The organism is Microbacterium enclense, from assembly GCF_001456955.1.
GTDB classification, from domain to species: domain Bacteria; phylum Actinomycetota; class Actinomycetes; order Actinomycetales; family Microbacteriaceae; genus Microbacterium; species Microbacterium enclense.
In genome coordinates, this window is sequence record NZ_KQ758468.1 from 343,499 (window position 1) to 359,418 (window position 15,920).

At 69.1% G+C, this 15,920-nt stretch carries 15 protein-coding genes and 2 tRNA genes; 12 read left to right on the forward strand and 5 right to left on the reverse strand.

Annotation, left to right across the window (positions count from 1 at the left end):
- Window positions 1-71: 71 nt before the first annotated feature.
- Window positions 72-557, reverse strand: a complete 486-nt coding sequence (locus tag AS029_RS05035) for a Dps family protein (RefSeq protein ID WP_058231488.1) — start codon at window positions 555-557, stop codon at window positions 72-74.
- 159 nt (window positions 558-716) lie between these two features.
- Here AS029_RS05035 and AS029_RS05040 point away from each other — a divergent pair, with 159 nt between their 5' ends.
- Window positions 717-1,277 carry a gamma carbonic anhydrase family protein gene (locus AS029_RS05040; protein ID WP_058231489.1) on the forward strand — a complete coding sequence of 187 codons (561 nt, stop codon included), beginning with the start codon at window positions 717-719 and terminating at the stop codon, window positions 1,275-1,277.
- A gap of 41 nt (window positions 1,278-1,318) precedes the next feature.
- Window positions 1,319-1,669 (forward strand): A1S_2505 family phage non-structural protein, encoded by a 351-nt coding sequence (locus AS029_RS05045; RefSeq protein ID WP_058231490.1) that lies wholly within the window; start codon window positions 1,319-1,321, stop codon window positions 1,667-1,669.
- 16 nt (window positions 1,670-1,685) lie between these two features.
- On the opposite strand, the gene AS029_RS05050 is transcribed toward AS029_RS05045, so the two are convergent.
- Window positions 1,686-1,759, reverse strand: a tRNA-Gly gene (locus tag AS029_RS05050).
- Between the two features lie 182 nt (window positions 1,760-1,941).
- Here AS029_RS05050 and AS029_RS05055 point away from each other — a divergent pair.
- The 7 genes from AS029_RS05055 (at window position 1,942) to AS029_RS05085 (ending at window position 8,272) form a co-directional block, all read left to right on the forward strand.
- A tRNA-Pro gene (locus tag AS029_RS05055) sits at window positions 1,942-2,015 on the forward strand.
- A 73-nt stretch (window positions 2,016-2,088) separates the two neighbouring features.
- On the forward strand, window positions 2,089-3,546 hold the full coding sequence (tig, locus tag AS029_RS05060) for a trigger factor (RefSeq protein WP_058231491.1): 1,458 nt from the start codon (window positions 2,089-2,091) through the stop codon (window positions 3,544-3,546).
- A 620-nt stretch (window positions 3,547-4,166) separates the two neighbouring features.
- Window positions 4,167-4,655, forward strand: coding sequence for a tetratricopeptide repeat protein (locus AS029_RS05065; RefSeq protein ID WP_058231492.1), 489 nt, complete (start codon window positions 4,167-4,169; stop codon window positions 4,653-4,655).
- A gap of 77 nt (window positions 4,656-4,732) precedes the next feature.
- On the forward strand, window positions 4,733-5,317 hold the full coding sequence (locus AS029_RS05070) for an ATP-dependent Clp protease proteolytic subunit (RefSeq protein ID WP_058231493.1): 585 nt from the start codon (window positions 4,733-4,735) through the stop codon (window positions 5,315-5,317).
- Window positions 5,318-5,340: 23 nt separating this feature from the next.
- Window positions 5,341-6,003 carry an ATP-dependent Clp protease proteolytic subunit gene (locus tag AS029_RS05075; protein WP_058231494.1) on the forward strand — a complete coding sequence of 221 codons (663 nt, stop codon included), beginning with the start codon at window positions 5,341-5,343 and terminating at the stop codon, window positions 6,001-6,003.
- 278 nt (window positions 6,004-6,281) lie between these two features.
- Window positions 6,282-7,550: an ATP-dependent Clp protease ATP-binding subunit ClpX gene (gene clpX / locus AS029_RS05080; RefSeq protein ID WP_058231495.1), complete on the forward strand. Its 1,269-nt coding sequence runs from the start codon at window positions 6,282-6,284 to the stop codon at window positions 7,548-7,550.
- A gap of 212 nt (window positions 7,551-7,762) precedes the next feature.
- Window positions 7,763-8,272 carry a GNAT family N-acetyltransferase gene (locus AS029_RS05085; protein WP_058231496.1) on the forward strand — a complete coding sequence of 170 codons (510 nt, stop codon included), beginning with the start codon at window positions 7,763-7,765 and terminating at the stop codon, window positions 8,270-8,272.
- A gap of 32 nt (window positions 8,273-8,304) precedes the next feature.
- Here the strand turns inward: AS029_RS05085 and AS029_RS05090 are convergent, their stop codons facing one another.
- Complete coding sequence (locus AS029_RS05090) at window positions 8,305-10,356, reverse strand: M3 family metallopeptidase (protein ID WP_058231497.1); 2,052 nt, start codon at window positions 10,354-10,356, stop codon at window positions 8,305-8,307.
- An 80-nt stretch (window positions 10,357-10,436) separates the two neighbouring features.
- Between AS029_RS05090 and AS029_RS05095 the strand changes: the two genes are divergently transcribed.
- Entirely contained in the window at window positions 10,437-11,033 is a 597-nt protein-coding gene (locus AS029_RS05095) for a winged helix-turn-helix domain-containing protein (RefSeq protein ID WP_058231498.1), read from the forward strand.
- Window positions 11,030-11,242 carry a hypothetical protein gene (locus tag AS029_RS05100; protein ID WP_058231499.1) on the forward strand — a complete coding sequence of 71 codons (213 nt, stop codon included), beginning with the start codon at window positions 11,030-11,032 and terminating at the stop codon, window positions 11,240-11,242. The genes AS029_RS05095 and AS029_RS05100 overlap by 4 nt, the downstream gene beginning before the upstream one ends.
- Before the next feature lie 336 nt (window positions 11,243-11,578).
- Here AS029_RS05100 and AS029_RS05105 read toward each other — a convergent pair whose 3' ends face one another.
- Window positions 11,579-11,827, reverse strand: coding sequence for a hypothetical protein (locus AS029_RS05105; protein ID WP_058231500.1), 249 nt, complete (start codon window positions 11,825-11,827; stop codon window positions 11,579-11,581).
- Window positions 11,827-14,394 (reverse strand): valine--tRNA ligase, encoded by a 2,568-nt coding sequence (gene valS / locus AS029_RS05110; RefSeq protein WP_058231501.1) that lies wholly within the window; start codon window positions 14,392-14,394, stop codon window positions 11,827-11,829. The genes AS029_RS05105 and valS overlap by 1 nt, the downstream gene beginning before the upstream one ends.
- 582 nt (window positions 14,395-14,976) lie before the next feature.
- Here valS and AS029_RS05115 point away from each other — a divergent pair.
- Entirely contained in the window at window positions 14,977-15,801 is an 825-nt protein-coding gene (locus AS029_RS05115; protein WP_228375880.1) for an endonuclease domain-containing protein, read from the forward strand.
- Window positions 15,802-15,920: the final 119 nt, after the last annotated feature.

The window sequence follows — 15,920 nt, forward strand, 5'->3', positions numbered from 1 at the left end:
TGGCGACTCTCGCGAGGCCGAACGACGACGGGGGCGGTGCCGAAGCACCGCCCCCGTCGTGTGAAGAACGCTTACGCGGCGAGGTGCGCGAAGAGGAACCAGCGGTCCTTGTCGAGGCCGCGCTTGATCTCGATCGCGACGTCCTGGCTCGACATGTCGACCTCGTTGAGGCCCTCGATGGCGGCCTCGAGGTCGACGAGCACGGCGTCGATGTCGGCGATGACGGCGCGGATGACGACGTCGGACTGCGCGAACCCGGCGGGCACCTCGGTGGCCTTGGCCTTGGCGGCGACCGTCGACAGGCGCGAGTCGATCGGCAGACCCAGGGCGACGATGCGCTCGGCGGCCAGGTCGGCCCAGTCCTGTGCGTGAGCGACGACCGAGTCGAGCAGCTCGTGCACGCCGATGAAGTTCGAGCCGCGCACGTGCCAGTGGGCCTGCTTGCCGTTGACGACGAGGGCCTCGAGGCCGATCACGACGGGGGAGAGGAACTGGGCGGTGCCGGCGGCCATCGTGGGGTCGACGGTGGTGGCGGCGGGGGTCTGAACGGTGCTCATTTTCTGCTCCTTAGGCGACGTTCGAAGTCTCGATGGATGCAACGCTACTCACGTGGGAGCATTCCGCAAGCAAGATGAGGCTCGGCTAAATACCTGGTGAATAGGCAATCCTCACCTTCCTTGAGGGCTCATATCGGTGCACCCCGATAGGGTCGGCGCATGACGATCGCCCCGGATGCCGCCGTGCTAACCCTCCCCGACGCGATCCCTGTCGTCGCCGCCTCGGCGTTCGTGGCATCCGGTGCCCGGATCGTGGGCGAGGTGCACCTCGGCGAGGGAGCCAGCGTCTGGTACAACGCCGTGCTCCGCGGTGACAGCGCGTCGATCACGGTCGGTGCGCGCAGCAACCTGCAAGACAACGTGTCGGTGCACGTCGACGCCGGGCGTCCGGTGCGCATCGGGGCCGACGTGTCGGTGGGTCACAACGCCGTCGTGCACGGGTGCACCATCGGCGACGGGTCGCTGATCGGCATGGGCAGCGTCGTGCTCTCGGGTGCCGAGATCGGACCAGGATGCCTCGTGGCCGGGGGAGCGGTCGTGCTCGAGGGCACCGTGGTGCCGGCCGGCTCGCTCGTCGCCGGCGTGCCCGCCAAGGTGCGGCGGGCACTCACCGACGAGGAGCGGGAGAAGATCCTGCGCAACGCCCAGACGTATCTCGCGCACACCGAGCGGCACGGGGCCGCGGCGCCGGTTCAGGAGCTTCTCGGGGACGGCGCGTGAACCCCCTTCTCGGGCGTCGTCGGCGTCCATAGGCTCCCGCCATGCACATCACGACGCTCCAGCCCGGCGAGATCTTCGTCTTCGGATCGAACGCTTCCGGCGCGCACGGAGGCGGCGCGGCGCGGTTCGCGTACGACCGCTTCGGCGCCGTCTGGGGACAGGGCGAGGGGCTGCAGGGTCAGTCGTACGGCATCGACACGATGTCGGGCCTCGATGTGTTCGAGGAGCAGGCGCGCCGGTTCGTCGCCTTCGCGGCCGACCGCCCGGAGCTGCGGTTCCTCGTGACCGAGGTGGGCTGCGGCATCGCCGGCTATCGCCCCGAACAGGTCGCGCGATTCTTCGCGGATGTCGGCGACAACGTCGTGCTGCCGGAGTCCTTCCGGAGAGGATGAGCCGTCACGCGGCGTGTGGAGGGGCTGACGAGAATCGAACTCGCATCATCTGTTTGGAAGACAGAGGCTTTACCACTAAGCTACAGCCCCGAATTTCGGCATCCTGAGGCGGACGACGAACTCGAACTCGACCACTCTACGACACGCGCAGGGGTGGTGCGAACGCGACCCGCGCCGGTCGGCATCCGATCCTGTGTGCCGAGACCTGCGCGCTCAGGCCGATCGACTAGACTTTCAGCGGTCGTTTCGTCGGCGCGTGCCGCGCGCCGCCCCGGGGCGTAGCTCAGCTTGGTAGAGCGCCCGCTTTGGGAGCGGGAGGCCGCAGGTTCAAATCCTGTCGCCCCGACGTCACGGCCCCACAGACCACAGGCCTAGCCGGCCCCCGCGTGCGCGCGGGCCACACGAGGAGAACGAACCGCATGGTCAACAGCACCGTCGAGAAGCTCAGCCCCACCCGGGTCAAGCTCCACATCACGGTCTCGCCCGACGAGCTCAAGCCGAGCATCGCCCACGCCTACGAGCACATCGCGAAAGACGTGCAGATCCCCGGCTTCCGCAAGGGCAAGGTGCCCGCGCCCATCATCGACCAGCGCATGGGCCGCGGCGCGGTCATCGAGCATGCCGTCAACGAGGGTCTCGACGGGTTCTACCGCCAGGCCGTCGAGGCTCAGGAGCTCCGTGTGATCGGCCGCCCGAGCGCCGAGATCGTCGAGCTCCCCGAGCTCAAGGACTTCTCCGGCGACCTGGTCGTCGACGTCGAGGTCGACGTGCGCCCCGAGTTCGAGCTTCCCGCCTACGACACGATCACCGTGACCGTGGACGCCGCCGAGGTCGACGAGGCCGGCATCGACGCCGAGCTCGACCGTCTGCGCGCCCGCTTCGGCACGCTCGTCACCGTCGACCGCCCCGCGAAGACGGGTGACTTCGTCGAGCTCGACCTGGTCGCCACCATCGACGGCAACGAGATCGACCGCGCCGAGGGCGTGTCGTACGAGATCGGTTCCGGCGAGCTGCTCGAGGGCATCGACGAGGCCATCGAGTCGCTCACGGCCGACGAAGAGACCACGTTCCGCTCGAAGCTCGTCGGCGGCGAGCACGCCGGCGAAGAGGCCGAGGTGGCCGTGACCATCAAGGCCGTCAAGGAGCGCGATCTCCCCGACGCCGACGACGACTTCGCCCAGATGGCATCCGAATTCGACACCATCGGCGAGCTCCGCGAGTCGCTGAGCGAGCGCGTGTCGCAGCAGTCGGTCTTCACGCAGGGCTCGGCCGCGCGCGACAAGTTCATCGAGGCTCTCCTCGACGCCGTCGAGATCCCCGTTCCGCCGCAGCTCATCGAAGACGAGGTGCACAACCACCTCGAGGGCGAGAACCGTCTCGAAGACGACGAGCACCGCGCCGAGGTGACCGAGGCCAGCGAGAAGCAGTTCCGCACCCAGATGATCCTCGACAAGATCGCCGAAGACGCCAACGTGCAGGTGTCGCAGGACGAGCTGACCCAGTACCTCATCCAGTCGGCCGCGCAGTACAACATGGCGCCGCAGGACTTCGTCAACGCGCTGCAGCAGGGCAACCAGCTGCCTCAGCTCGTCGGTGAGGTCGCCCGCAACAAGGCCCTGGCGATCGCGCTCGGCAAGGTCACCGTCGTCGACACCGACGGCAAGCCCGTCGACCTGACCGGCTTCGTCGCCGTCGAGGGCGAAGAGCCCGCCGAAGCAGAAGACGAGGTCGTCGAGGAGGCGCAGGAGATCGCCGACGCCGCGGCCGACGCCGACGCCGTCGTCGAGGCCGAAGAGGCCCCCGCTGCGGAGGCCCCCAAGAAGGCCCCCGCCAAGAAGCGCGCCCCGGCGAAGAAGAAGGCCGCTGACAGCGAGTAAGGCGTGAGAAGGGGGCGGATGCTGCGGCATTCGCCCCCTTCGTCGTTCCCGGGTTCTGTGGTCGCAGGGCACTCAGCTCGGGTCGTCGGCGCCTCCGGGGCGTTGACTTGCGGCGAATGTTCACGCGGCGAGGTTCCCCGCGCGCACAGGCCGCAACTCAGCGGCATGAAGACGCGTCGCCGAGCCGGCGTCGCGGCGCCGCCAGGCGGTTGACCCGCCGGGCGCTTGACTTGCGCCGAGTGTTCGCCCGGAGGGGGTCTCGGCGTGCACAGGCCGCAAGTCAGCGGGACGGCGGCGTGTCGAGATGTCAGCGCGACGGCGTGTGGGCGTCGGCGCCTCCGGGGCGGTGACTTGCGGCGGGCGTTCGCCCGGAGGGGGTCTCGGCGTGCACAGGCCGCAAGTCAGCGGGACGGCGGCGTGTCGAGATGTCAGCGTGACGGCGTCCCGGGGTGTCGGCGCCGCCGGGCGCTTGACTTGCGCCGAGTGTTCGCGCGAGAGGGTACGGAGCGTGCACAGGCCGCAAGTCAGCGAGGTGTGTGAGGCCGGGCGGGCGTCGGCGGGGCCGGCGAAGAAGCACAGAGGCGAAGCAGAGAAGAAGGAAGGAAGAGGGGAGACGGGCCATGGGTGACTGGCAGGACAGGGTGGATGCCGTGTGGGCGGACAGCGACCTCGATGCGGCCGAGGTGATCCGGCGCATCGACGAGCTGGCGGGGGAGCGGACCGCGGATGACGCGGTGGCGCTGTTCGAGCGCGCCGGCGCCCGCGACTCGGCCGGGCTCGAGCGCGAGGCGGAACCGCTTTACCGCCGCGCGCTGACTCTCGGCCTCGACGAGGACCGCCGCACGCAGGCGACGATTCAGTTGGCCAGCACCATCCGCAACCTCGGCAAGACCGACGAGGCCCTCGCGCTCCTCCGCGAGGAGTACGAGCGCGAGCCGCGCGGCGCGCTGCACGACGCCACGGCCGCCTTCTACGCCCTCGCGCTCGTGTCGAGCGGAGAGCCGGAGCGGGCGGCATCCATCGCTCTGCAGGCACTCGCTCCGCATCTGCCGCGCTATACCCGGTCGGTGACCGGATACGCGCGAGAAATCGCCGAGGAACCGCGCTGATCCGCCCGCGGCGAACACGGCATCCCGCCCCGGAACGCGCCGGTAGATTCATTGCAGATCACGGAAGAGGAGCACCAATGCCCGAACCCCTTATGGCAACGAGCGTCTTCGACAGGCTGCTGAAGGACCGCATCATCTGGCTCGGTTCCGAGGTGCGCGACGAGAACGCCAACGAGATCTGCGCGAAGATCCTGCTGCTCGCAGCCGAAGACCCGCAGAAGGACATCTACCTCTACATCAACTCGCCCGGCGGCTCGATCACGGCCGGCATGGCGATCTACGACACCATGCAGTTCGTGCCCAACGACATCGTCACCGTCGGCATCGGCATGGCGGCGTCGATGGGGCAGCTGCTGCTGACCAGCGGCACCAAGGGCAAGCGGTACATCACGCCCAACGCCCGCGTGCTCCTGCACCAGCCGCACGGCGGCTTCGGCGGCACCTCGAGCGATATCCAGACCCAGGCGCAGCTCATCCTCGACATGAAGCGCCGTCTCGCCGAGATCACCGCGAACCAGACCGGCAAGAGCGTCGAGCAGATCAACGCCGACGGCGACCGCGACCGCTGGTTCACCGCTCAAGAAGCCCTCGAGTACGGCTTCGTCGACCACATGCGCGAGCACGCCACCGACGTCACCGGCGGCGGCGGAACCGCGGCCTGAGCCGAGAGGAATAGGACACCGACATGAACATCCCCACCTTCGGCGGCGCCGCAGCCCACATGCCGAGCAGCCGTTACGTCCTGCCCCAGTTCGAGGAGCGCACGGCCTACGGCTACAAACGCCAGGACCCGTACAACAAGCTGTTCGAAGATCGCGTGATCTTCCTCGGCGTACAGGTCGACGACGCCTCGGCCGACGACGTCATGGCCCAGCTGCTCGTGCTCGAGTCGCAGGACCCCGACCGCGACATCATCATGTACATCAACTCGCCCGGCGGCTCGTTCACGGCCATGACGGCGATCTACGACACGATGCAGTACGTCTCGCCGCAGATCCAGACGGTCGTGCTCGGACAGGCCGCCTCCGCGGCATCCGTCCTGCTCGCCGCCGGCGCCCCCGGCAAGCGACTCGCTCTGCCGAACGCCCGCATCCTGATCCATCAGCCCGCCATGGGCGAGGCCGGTCACGGCCAGGCCTCCGACATCGAGATCCAGGCGCAGGAGATCCTCCGCATGCGCACCTGGCTCGAAGAGACGATGGCTCGCCACACCGGTCAGGACGTCGCGAAGATCAACAAGGACATCGACCGCGACAAGATCCTCTCCGCCGCCGAGGCGATGGAGTACGGCATCGTCGACCAGGTGCTCACCACCCGCAAGCGTGTGCCGGCGGCTCTCACCGCCTGACGCGTTAGCGCCCCGACCAGCCCCGCAGACCCGTTTCGGTCTGCGGGGCTTCGTCGTGCACGGGGCCGAAGCCCGTGAATCGCCTGTGTTTGTCGCTCGTGGGCCCACCGAAGCGACGATTCCTGGCGACTCGCGCGGGCGAACGGGGGCGGACGGGATGCCGAGCTTCGCCCTGGGCGATCATGACGCCGCGACGCGCGCAAATGCCCTTGTATGTCGTGGGCTCGGGTTAGGCTCGTCTACACACCGGCGGGGGCCGGGTGACGGGAGGAACCGGCATGGCACGCATCGGTGAGAGCGCCGACCTGTTCAAGTGCTCCTTCTGCGGCAAGAGCCAGAAGCAGGTCCAGCAGCTGATCGCCGGTCCCGGCGTGTACATCTGCGACGAGTGCGTCGAGCTCTGCAACGAGATCATCGAAGAGCGCATGGCCGAATCGTCGGCCGGCGAGGTCGCCGAGTTCGATCTGCCCAAGCCCCGCGAGATCTTCTCGTTCCTCGAGGAGTACGTCGTCGGCCAGGAGCCCGCCAAGCGCGCCCTCGCCGTCGCGGTCTACAACCACTACAAGCGCGTGCGCGCCCACGGCACCCTGCAGCCGGCCGAGGCCCGGGCCGAAGAGATCGACATCGCCAAGAGCAACATCCTGCTGCTCGGTCCGACCGGGTGCGGCAAGACGTATCTCGCGCAGACCCTCGCGAAGCGCCTCAACGTGCCGTTCGCGGTGGCGGATGCCACGGCGCTCACCGAGGCCGGCTACGTCGGCGAAGACGTCGAGAACATCCTGCTCAAGCTTCTGCAGGCCGCCGACTTCGACGTCAAGCGCGCCGAGACCGGCATCATCTACATCGACGAGGTCGACAAGATCGCCCGCAAGGCCGAGAACCCCTCGATCACGCGTGACGTGTCGGGCGAGGGCGTGCAGCAGGCGCTGCTGAAGATCCTCGAGGGCACGGTCGCCTCGGTGCCCCCGCAGGGCGGACGCAAGCACCCGCACCAGGAGTTCATCCAGATCGACACGACGAACGTCCTGTTCATCGTGGCCGGCGCCTTCGCCGGGCTCGAAGAGATCATCTCGGCCCGCGTCGGCAAGCACGGCGTCGGTTTCGGTGCGCCGCTGCACCGCAAAGAGGACGCGCCCGACCTGTTCAGCGAGGCGCTTCCCGAAGACCTGCACAAGTTCGGTCTGATCCCCGAGTTCATCGGTCGTCTGCCCGTCGTGGCATCCGTCTCGCCCCTCGACCAGGACGCGCTGATGGAGATCCTCACGGCACCGCGCAACGCGCTCGTCAAGCAGTACCAGCGCATGTTCGAACTCGACGGCGTGCAGCTGGAGTTCGATGAAGACGCCCTGCGCGCCATCGCCGACCTCGCCGTGGCCCGCAAGACCGGCGCGCGGGGCCTCCGCGCGATCCTCGAAGACGTGCTCGGTCCCATCATGTTCGACGTGCCCTCGTCGGACGACATCGCGAAGGTCGTCATCACCCGGGCGGCGGTCGAAGACGGTGCCCAGCCGACCATCGTTCTCGCGCAGAAGCGCCGGAGCGCCTAGGCGTTCCCGCCGTTCCACGGACGCGGCGAGCACCTGCGCGTGAATCGCCTCTTCTGTGGGGCGTGTTCCGCGGCGCACGGCTCATCGTGCGAGAGGGACCGGGTGCCGCACTCGCGACGCTCGTCGTAGCGTCTTGTGTCGAGCGCTGACCCCGGGCTCGCACCCGCGGGAGCCGGCCGCGCGGGAGCCACCCGAGCGGGCAGGATGGAGGGATGTTGTCTGAACTCTCCCTGCCGGTCAGTCTGTCGAGCCGAGCAGGGGAGGTTCGGCTGCGGCGTGCGGTTGCGGACGATCTGCCGGGCCTGATGGCTCTGCTCTCCGACGATCCGATCAGTGCCGCCCGGGGCGACCGGGCCGACGACGCCGACGAGGGCGCCTATGCCGGCGCGCTGCGTCGCGTGCTGCAGGCCCCCCTGAACGATCTCCTCGTCGTCGACGATGCCGAAGGCGCCCTGGTCGGCACGCTGCAGCTGACCGTCATCCCCGGTATGGCGCGTCAGGGAGCCACGCGGCTGCTCGTCGAGGCGGTCCGGGTGTCGTCGAGCGTGCGCTCCGGGGGCATCGGCACCGCCGTCATGCGCTGGTTGATGCACGTCGCGGCCCCGGCCACCGGCGCGACTCTCGTGCAGCTGACCTCGGACGCCGCGCGCGTCGACGCCCACCGGTTCTACACGCGGCTCGGCTTCGCCGCCTCCCACATCGGATTCAAGTACGCGCTGTGAGGCCGGCCGGGGCGCGGCCGGCGCCCGACGCCTCAACCCGCGAGTCCGCGGCGTTTCAGCAGCGGCTGGATCTCGGCATCCCGGCCTCGGAAGTCCCGGTAGGCGGTGAGAGGGTCGCCGGAACCGCCGACACCCAGAAGGCGCTGGCGGAATCGATCGCCGTTCTCGCGCGTGAGGCCGCCGTTCTCGCGGAACCACTCCACGGTGTCGGCGTCGAGCACCTCGCTCCAGATGTAGGAGTAGTACCCGGCGCTGTAGCCGCCCGAGAACACGTGCGCGAAGTACGTCGACGCGTAGCGGGTGGGGACAGCCGGGTTGTCGAGTCCGATGTCTGCCAGGGCCGCCGCCTCGAAGGCCGCGACGTCGATGTCGGTCGATGCCTCGTCCACGGTGAGACCGTGCCACGCCTGGTCGATCCAGGATGCCGCGAGGTACTCGCTCGTGGCGAAGCCCTGGTTGAACGCCTCGGACGCGTGCAGCCGCTCGACGACGTCGGCCGGGAGCGGCTCACCGGTGTCGATGTGGCGGGCGTAGTGCGAGAGGATCTCGGGCCAGAGGATCCACATCTCGTTCACCTGGCTCGGGAACTCGACGAAGTCGCGGTACACCGCTGTCCCGGCGAAGTGGGGGTACGTCACGGTGGCGAACAGGCCGTGCAGGGCATGTCCGAACTCGTGGAAGAGGGTGGTGACCTCGTCCAGCGTCAGCAGCGTCGGGGTTCCGGGGGCCGGCTTGTTCACGTTGAGGTTGTTGACCACGACGGGCGCGGTGCCGCGCAGAGCCGACTGCGTCACGATCGAGTTCATCCACGCACCACCGCGCTTGGTGTCGCGCGTGTACAGGTCGAGCAGGAACAGCCCGAGCTCGCTGCCGTCGGCGTTGTGCACCTCGAAGACACGGACGTCGGGGTGATAGCCCTGCAGATCGTGGCGCTCGGCGATGGTGATGCCGTAGAGCTGCTCGGCGGCGAAGAACACGCCGTCGCGCAGCACGCGCTCCGCCTCGAACCACGGCCGGAGGGCGGCCCGGTCGAGGTCGTACCGCTCAGCGCGCACCTTCTCGGTGTAGAACGCCCAGTCGTACGGCTCGATCCGGATGCCGTCGGCATCGGCGATCCTTTGCAGTTCCGCCTGCTCGGAGCGGGCGTTGGCGGCCGCGGGGGCGGCAAGGCGGCGGAGCAGGTCGTGCACGGCATCCGGGGATCCCGCCGTCTGGTCGGCCAAGACGGCGGCGGCGTGAGAGGGGTAGCCGAGAAGGGCGGCGCGCTCGGCACGCAGGCGCACGATGTCGCGCAGCACCGCGCGGTTGTCGTGGGCGTTGCCGCGTGCGGCCCGCGAGCGGGACGCCTCGAGCAGCCTGCGACGGCTCTCGCGGTTCGTGAGCGAGGCGAGATACGGGTGGCCGGTGTACAGGGTCAACGAGACGACGTAGCGGCCGTCGAGCCCCCGAGTCGTGGCGGCTTGTGCGGCGGCCGACAGTTCGCCGTCGCTGAGGCCGTCGAGCTCGGCCGAGGTGTCGAAGACCACGGCGAGGTCGTTCGTATCGGCGAGGAGGTTCTTCTCGAACGTGGTGGTCAACACCGACAGCCGCTGATTGAGGTCGGTGAGGCGCTGCTTCTGGGCGTCGTCGAGCCCGGCCCCGGCGAGCGACATCTCGCGGTGATGGCGCTCGACGAGGTAGCGGCTCTCGGCATCCAGGCCCAGCTCGTCGAGCTGATCGCGCACGGCGGCGATGCGGGCGAAGAGCAGGGCGTCCAGCTGGATCGCGTCGCGGTGCGCCGACATGAGAGGCGCCAGTCGCTCTTCGACCGCCTGGATCTCGGGAGTGCCGTCGGCACCCGTCACCGTGTAGAACGCGCGCGACACACGCCCCAGCAGCTCTCCGCTGCGCTCGAGCGCGACGAGCGTGTTCTCGAACGTCGCGGGCTCCGTCTGCGCCGTGATGGCGTCGATCTCGTCGCGTTGCCGGGCGAAGGCTTCGTGGAACGCGGGGAGGTAGTGCTCGACCGCGATGCTGCCGTAGGGCGGCAGGTCGTAGGGGAGCGAGGGCGGCGCGAGGAGGGGATTGGTCACGGCATCCGTCATCCATCCAGCCTAGGCGCAGTCGGCCGCGGAGTGCAGAGAAGTTGTTGCAAATAAAGTCGTGCAAAGGTATCTTTGCATTCATGGCCGAACAGTCGAAACCCCGCGAAGAGCGTGTTCTGGATGCCGGTGCGCTTCGCGCCCTGGCGCACCCGCTGCGCGTGCGGCTCTACGACATCCTGAGCCAGTACGGCCCTCAGACGGCGAGCAGCCTCGCGGATCTGACGGGGGAGTCGACCGGAGCGACGAGCTACCATCTGCGGGCGCTCGCCCGTCACGACCTCATCCGCGAGGTCGCCGGTCGCGGTACCGCTCGCGAACGCTGGTGGGAGCGTCCGGCCGGCAGCGTCACGCTGACCAATCCCGAGCTCGAGCACACACCGTCGGGACGCGCCGTGCTGGAGGCCGTGCACTCCGAGACCCTGACACTGCGTCACCAGCAGCTCATGCATTTCGCCACGCACGGCTGGGACGAGGACGGAGAGTGGCGCGAGGGGTCCGTCATCTCCACCGCGACCGCGCGTCTGACCGCCGAGCAGTCACGCGAGCTCGTACACCGCATCGGTGCCCTCATCGACGAGACCGTCCAGCGCTACCGCGACCAGACGGGAGAGGGCGTGCGTCCGGTCACCATCCGCAACGACGTCTTCCCGCTTCCGACCGAGAGGGGCTCCGCATGAGCGCCGTGACGAGGGCCATCGCTCTGCCTGTCCGACCGACCCGTGCCGAAACGGCGCTGCTGGCGCTGTCACGGACCATCACGCGGCTCGCCGAGGAGCGTATGCGGCGACGTGCGTGGGCCATCGAGGCGGAGCCGGCGCGTCGAGCCGGTCGCGCCGCGTCTCACGCGATGTCAGCGGATGCCGCGCGCTACCTGTCGCCGCGCTGATCGCCGCGGTCTCTGAGCGAGTCGGGGCACCGGGACCCGTGCGCTGACTCAGGTCGCTGAGCCTGTCGAAGGGCCCGGGACCCGCATCCACCCGGTGGCTTGAACAGGCTCAGCCACCTCGCCATGCCACCCGCGGACGCCCGGTGGCTTCGACAGGCTCAGCCCCCTCGCCATGCCACCCGCCGACGCCCGGTGGCTTCGACAGGCTCAGCCCCCTCGCCATGCCACCCGCGGACGCCCGGTGGCTTCGACAGGCTCAGCCACCTCGGATCCGAAACGCACCGAGCCCGCCGATGCCCGAAGGCGTCGACGGGCTCGGGACGTGAGCGCGGAGGCTCAGGCGAACTCGGCGTCGTCGTCGTATCGCACGACGACCTCGCCGGCGGCATCCTGGGTCACGATGACCCCGGTGTCGAGTTCGGCGACGGGGCGACCCTCGAGGAAGGTCAGCGTCCACCGCGGTGCGGGCGCGCTCAGGCCGTCGGGCGTGAGCGCGGCCTCGACCGCGGCGATCTGGGCGTGCAGCGCCTCGGGAACAGCCTTCGGCGGCTGCTCGCGGGCGGTCCAACGGGTTCCGAGTTGCATCAGTCCTCCTGGGGTGCGAACACGATGTCGGTGACGGCCGCGGTGTCGGCCTCGACGAACGAAATGGTCTCGATGCGTCCCACCGCGCGCAGGTCGCCCTCGGCGAGGCGCAGCGCCTCGACGTTCGGACCCGACACGGTGAGCGAGGTCACGGGCGTCTTCTGCGAGGCCTTCGCCTCGGTCTTGGCACGACGGATGCCGATGAGCGCGGCGCTCACGGCGGTGAGCACGGCCGGGTCGCCCCCGGAACCGCTCGGCTCGGGCCACGCGGCGGTGTGCACGGATCCCTCTTCAAACCACGACCAGGTCTCCTCGGCCGCGAACGCCAGCACGGGGGCGAACAGGCGCACGAGCGTCGACAGGGCGGTGCGCAGCGCGAGGGCCGCCGACGCCTGGCCGACATCGGTCTGGTCGTACGCGCGCTCCTTCACGAGCTCGAGGTAGTCGTCGCAGAACGTCCAGAAGAACGACTCGGTGATCTCGAGCGCCCGCGCGTGGTCGTACGCCTCGAACGCGGCCGTGGCGTCGCGCACGACGGCATCCAGGGTCGCGAGCATCGACGCATCGAGCGCGTGCGTGACCTCGGCGCCCTCGGGCACGGGGAACGACAGCACGAATTTCGCGGCGTTCAGCAGCTTGATCGCCAGGCGCCGGCCGATCTTCACCTGCGTCGGGTTCTGCGGGTCGAACGCCGCATCGGTGCCGAGCCGGCTGGACGCCGACCAGTAGCGCACGGCGTCGGAGCCGTGCTGCTTGAGGATGTCGGCGGGCGTGACCACGTTGCCCTTGGACTTCGACATCTTCTTGCGATCGGGGTCGACGATGAAGCCCGAGATCGCGGCATCCGACCAGGGGCTGCGGTCGTCTTCGAGGGTGCTGCGCAGCATGGTCGAGAAGAGCCAGGTGCGGATGATGTCCTGGCCCTGCGGGCGCAGATCGAACGGCGACACGAGGTTCCACAGCTCCTCGTCGCGCTGCCAGCCACCCGCCAGCTGCGGCGTGAGCGACGAGGTCGCCCACGTGTCGAGGATGTCGCGCTCGGGGTCGAAGCCGCCGGGAACGCCCCGCTGGTCCTCGGTATAGCCCGGGGGGACGTCGGTGGTCGGGTCGACGGGGAGCGAAGCGAGCTCGGGCGTCAGCACGCGGTCATAGTCGCGTTCGCCGTTCTCATCGAGGGCGTACCAGACCGGGATCGGTACGCCGAAGAAGCGCTGGCGCGACACGAGCCAGTCGCCGGTGAGGCCGCTGGTCCAGTTCTCGAAGCGCACGCGCATGAAGTCCGGATGCCACGACATCTCGCGACCCAGCGCGATCAGGCGATCGCGCAGTTCGGCATCCCGCGCGCCGTTGCGGATGTACCACTGGCGCGTCGACACGATCTCGAGCGGCCGGTCGCCCTTCTCGAAGAACTTCACGGGGTGGGTGAAGGGCTTGGGCGCGCCCTCCATGGCGCCGGACTCCTGCAGCAGTTCGACGATGCGCTTCTTGGCGCTGAAGACGGTTTTGCCCGCGAGCTCCGCGTACGCCGCCTTCGCGGCATCCGTCACGATCACGTCGGGGGCGTCGGTGACGATCCGCCCGTCCTTGCCGATGATCGTGCGGTTGGGGAGATCCAGCTCGCGCCACCAGATGATGTCGGTCACATCGCCGAAGGTGCAGATCATGGCGATGCCCGAGCCCTTGTCCTTCTGCGCGAGGGGGTGCGCCAGCACGGGCACCTCGACGTCGAACAGCGGGGTGCGCACGGTCGTGCCGAACAACGGCTGATAGCGCTCGTCGTCGGGGTTCGCCACCAGCGCCACGCACGCGGGCAGCAGCTCGGGGCGGGTGGTCTCGATGAACACATCGCCCGAGCCGTCGGTCTTCGCGAAGCCCACGCGGTGGTACGCGGCGGGCTGGTCGCGGTCCTCGAGCTCGGCCTGGGCGATCGCCGAGCGGAAGTCGACGTCCCACAGGGTCGGCGCGAGCGCCTGGTACGCCTCGCCACGCTCGATGTTGCGCAGGAATGCCAGCTGGCTCGTGCGGATCGAGTCGTCGGAGATCGTGCGGTAGGTCTGCGTCCAATCGACGCTGAGGCCCAGCTCACGGAAGAGCTCCTCGAACTGCTTCTCGTCTTCGATCGTCAGCTGCTCACACAGCTCGATGAAGTTGCGGCGGCTGATGGGCACCTGGTCGGCGGCCTTGCTGCTCTTGTTATCGCCGCCCGCGAACGGCGGGGTGAAGTCGGCGTCGTACGGGAGCGAGGGGTCGCAGCGCACGCCGTAGTAGTTCTGCACGCGGCGCTCGGTGGGCAGGCCGTTGTCGTCCCACCCCATCGGGTAGAACACCGTCTTGCCGCGCATGCGCTCGAAGCGCACCTTCACGTCGGTGTGCGTGAACGAGAACACGTGTCCGATGTGCAGGCTCCCGGATGCCGTCGGCGGCGGCGTGTCGACCGAGTAGACGCCCTGACGACCGGCCTCGGCGGCGCGGAGACGGTCGAACACGTACGTGCCGCGCTCGTTCCACGCGGCATCCCACTTCTGCTCGAGGCCTTCCAGGGCGGGCTTGTCAGGGATCGTGGCCATGGGGGTACTCCTCGAGCGATATGGGCGGCACTGTGTGAGCGTGCCTGATGGGTATGGCATCCATCGTATCGGGCCGGGCTCGTCGCGTCCGGGGCACGGGGGGTGTGTGTGCGGGGCGCCGCGCGTGTCGTGTTCGGCGCGTCCCGGGTGTGCGCAAGGTCGGTGATGTGCACAAAGTCAGTCGGAGGGGCGGGATGCCGACGGAGTTCGTGCACATCGCGGAGGTTGTGCGCGGGTGCAGGGGCGCGCACGGGCAGCGTGCGCACGGCGTGGAGGGAGAGCACGACGAGGAGCGTGCGCAAGGTCGGTGACATCGCGGAGGTTGTGTGCCGGCGCGAGCGGGCCGCGTGCGCAAGGCGTGGACGGTGAGCACGGCGAGGAGCGTGCGCAAGGTCAGTGATGTGCACAAAGTCAGCCGGAGGGACAGGATGCCGACGGAGTCTGTGCACATCGCGGAGGTTGTGCGCGGGTGCGCCCACGACCTCACCCGTCCTCCACAGGCCGACCTTGTCCCCGAAAGTGACGGGATGCGTCCTCGCGCGCGCGGCCGTCGCGGAGCATGTGGTCATGCAGATCGATCGCGTGCGCGCCGTCGCCGACCGTGTCGCCGACCTGGGCGGCGTGGCCCGACCCACCCGACTCGTACGGGAAGGCCACGGGCGTCGCCAGGTCTCGGAGGCCGTTTCACGCGGTCTGGTGACACGGGTGCGGCGCGACTGGATCGCGAGCCCCGGCGCCGACGAGTACCTGGTCGCGGCGGCGAGGACCGGAACCGTTCTGTCCTGCGTCACGGCCGCGGAACGACTCGGACTCTGGGTGCACGAGCGTCCACCCCAGCCGCACGTCGCCCATCCCGGGCGGGGAAAGATCGCCGCGACGGCCGCGGTCGTGCATTGGCAGCGCGCGATCGTTCCTCGGCATCCTGATCTTCTCGAAGACGGCATCGAGAACGTGCTGATGACCGTCGCCGCGTGCCGCCCCTACGAACAAGCCCGCGCGGTGTGGGAATCGGCGCTCAACAAGCGACTCGTCGACCTGCCCGGGCTGGAGCGACTTCCCTGGGTCGGCGTCGCGCGACGCCTCGCGCAGGAGGTGACGCCCTGGGCGGACTCCGGGCTGGAGACCTATTTCGTGACGCGCCTGGGCTGGCTCCGCCTGCCGATTCGGACGCAGATATGGATCGAGGGGCACCGCGTGGACTTTCTTATCGGGGAACGACTCGTGGTGCAGATCGACGGCGGTCACCATGTCGGCCGACAGCGGTCGGAGGACAACCGACACGATGCAGCGCTCATGCTGCTGGGTTTCCGCGTCATGCGCGTGAGTTACGAGCAGGTGATGCATCGGTGGCCAGAGGTGCAGGAGCAGATCATGCAGGCGGTGGCGCAAGGTCTTCATCGCGCGTGAACCGCACGGGTGAGCCGGGGGTTTCGAGGTGCGGCGACGTGCGCAAGGTCGGTGGTGCGCGCAAGGTCGGTGGTGTGCGCAAGGTCGGTGGTGTGCGCGAAGTCAGCGGGAGGCGCGGG

What these genes read in the sequence shown, in the direction of transcription:
- AS029_RS05035 (WP_058231488.1), bottom strand. Translation starts at nt 557, where the DNA reads ATGAGCACCGTTCAGACCCCCGCCGCCACCACCGTCGACCCCACGATG.
- AS029_RS05040 (WP_058231489.1), top strand. Translation starts at nt 717, where the DNA reads ATGACGATCGCCCCGGATGCCGCCGTGCTAACCCTCCCCGACGCGATC.
- AS029_RS05045 (WP_058231490.1), top strand. Translation starts at nt 1,319, where the DNA reads ATGCACATCACGACGCTCCAGCCCGGCGAGATCTTCGTCTTCGGATCG.
- tig (WP_058231491.1), top strand. Translation starts at nt 2,089, where the DNA reads ATGGTCAACAGCACCGTCGAGAAGCTCAGCCCCACCCGGGTCAAGCTC.
- AS029_RS05065 (WP_058231492.1), top strand. Translation starts at nt 4,167, where the DNA reads ATGGGTGACTGGCAGGACAGGGTGGATGCCGTGTGGGCGGACAGCGAC.
- AS029_RS05070 (WP_058231493.1), top strand. Translation starts at nt 4,733, where the DNA reads ATGCCCGAACCCCTTATGGCAACGAGCGTCTTCGACAGGCTGCTGAAG.
- AS029_RS05075 (WP_058231494.1), top strand. Translation starts at nt 5,341, where the DNA reads ATGAACATCCCCACCTTCGGCGGCGCCGCAGCCCACATGCCGAGCAGC.
- clpX (WP_058231495.1), top strand. Translation starts at nt 6,282, where the DNA reads ATGGCACGCATCGGTGAGAGCGCCGACCTGTTCAAGTGCTCCTTCTGC.
- AS029_RS05085 (WP_058231496.1), top strand. Translation starts at nt 7,763, where the DNA reads ATGTTGTCTGAACTCTCCCTGCCGGTCAGTCTGTCGAGCCGAGCAGGG.
- AS029_RS05090 (WP_058231497.1), bottom strand. Translation starts at nt 10,356, where the DNA reads ATGACGGATGCCGTGACCAATCCCCTCCTCGCGCCGCCCTCGCTCCCC.
- AS029_RS05095 (WP_058231498.1), top strand. Translation starts at nt 10,437, where the DNA reads ATGGCCGAACAGTCGAAACCCCGCGAAGAGCGTGTTCTGGATGCCGGT.
- AS029_RS05100 (WP_058231499.1), top strand. Translation starts at nt 11,030, where the DNA reads ATGAGCGCCGTGACGAGGGCCATCGCTCTGCCTGTCCGACCGACCCGT.
- AS029_RS05105 (WP_058231500.1), bottom strand. Translation starts at nt 11,827, where the DNA reads ATGCAACTCGGAACCCGTTGGACCGCCCGCGAGCAGCCGCCGAAGGCT.
- valS (WP_058231501.1), bottom strand. Translation starts at nt 14,394, where the DNA reads ATGGCCACGATCCCTGACAAGCCCGCCCTGGAAGGCCTCGAGCAGAAG.